The following is a 396-nucleotide window of genomic DNA, read 5'->3' on the forward strand; positions in this document are numbered from 1 at the left end:
ACGACCGCCGACAAACGGCGCATCGCCGAACGGCAGCGTCCAGTTGTGTTCCGAGTCGTCGTAGTTGTTGTAGTGGTAATAGCCCGAGTACGTCACCTGCACGACGGGCGCGCTGTGTCCGCGCCAGCTGTTCTGATCGAGCGTTGCCGGCGCCGCGATGTCGCCGGCCGCCGCGACCGCGCTCCAGAAGTTCTGCAACAGGCCGACATGCGACGTGTCGAGACTGCCGCCGGCGATGATCTGCGCCTGCGGGCGGATCGACGCGATCAGGTTGGCGAGCGCGACGCCCGTATAGGTCGTGTACTGATAGCCGCTGTTCCACTGGCCGCCGTGCGGCGGTTCAACGTACGCGCCGCCGATGGCGTTCGGATCGGGCGGCGCGCCCCACGGCACGTT

The 396-nt window shown here is 67.4% G+C and carries 1 protein-coding gene; it reads right to left on the reverse strand.

Translation table 11 applies throughout. The features are described from left to right. Nucleotides 1-396 (reverse strand): hypothetical protein (locus QCE69_RS39445; RefSeq protein ID WP_309936174.1); only part of this gene is annotated, 396 nt, incomplete at both ends.

The organism is Caballeronia sp. LZ032 (genome assembly GCF_031451315.1).
In the GTDB taxonomy this organism is placed as follows: Bacteria; Pseudomonadota; Gammaproteobacteria; order Burkholderiales; family Burkholderiaceae; genus Caballeronia.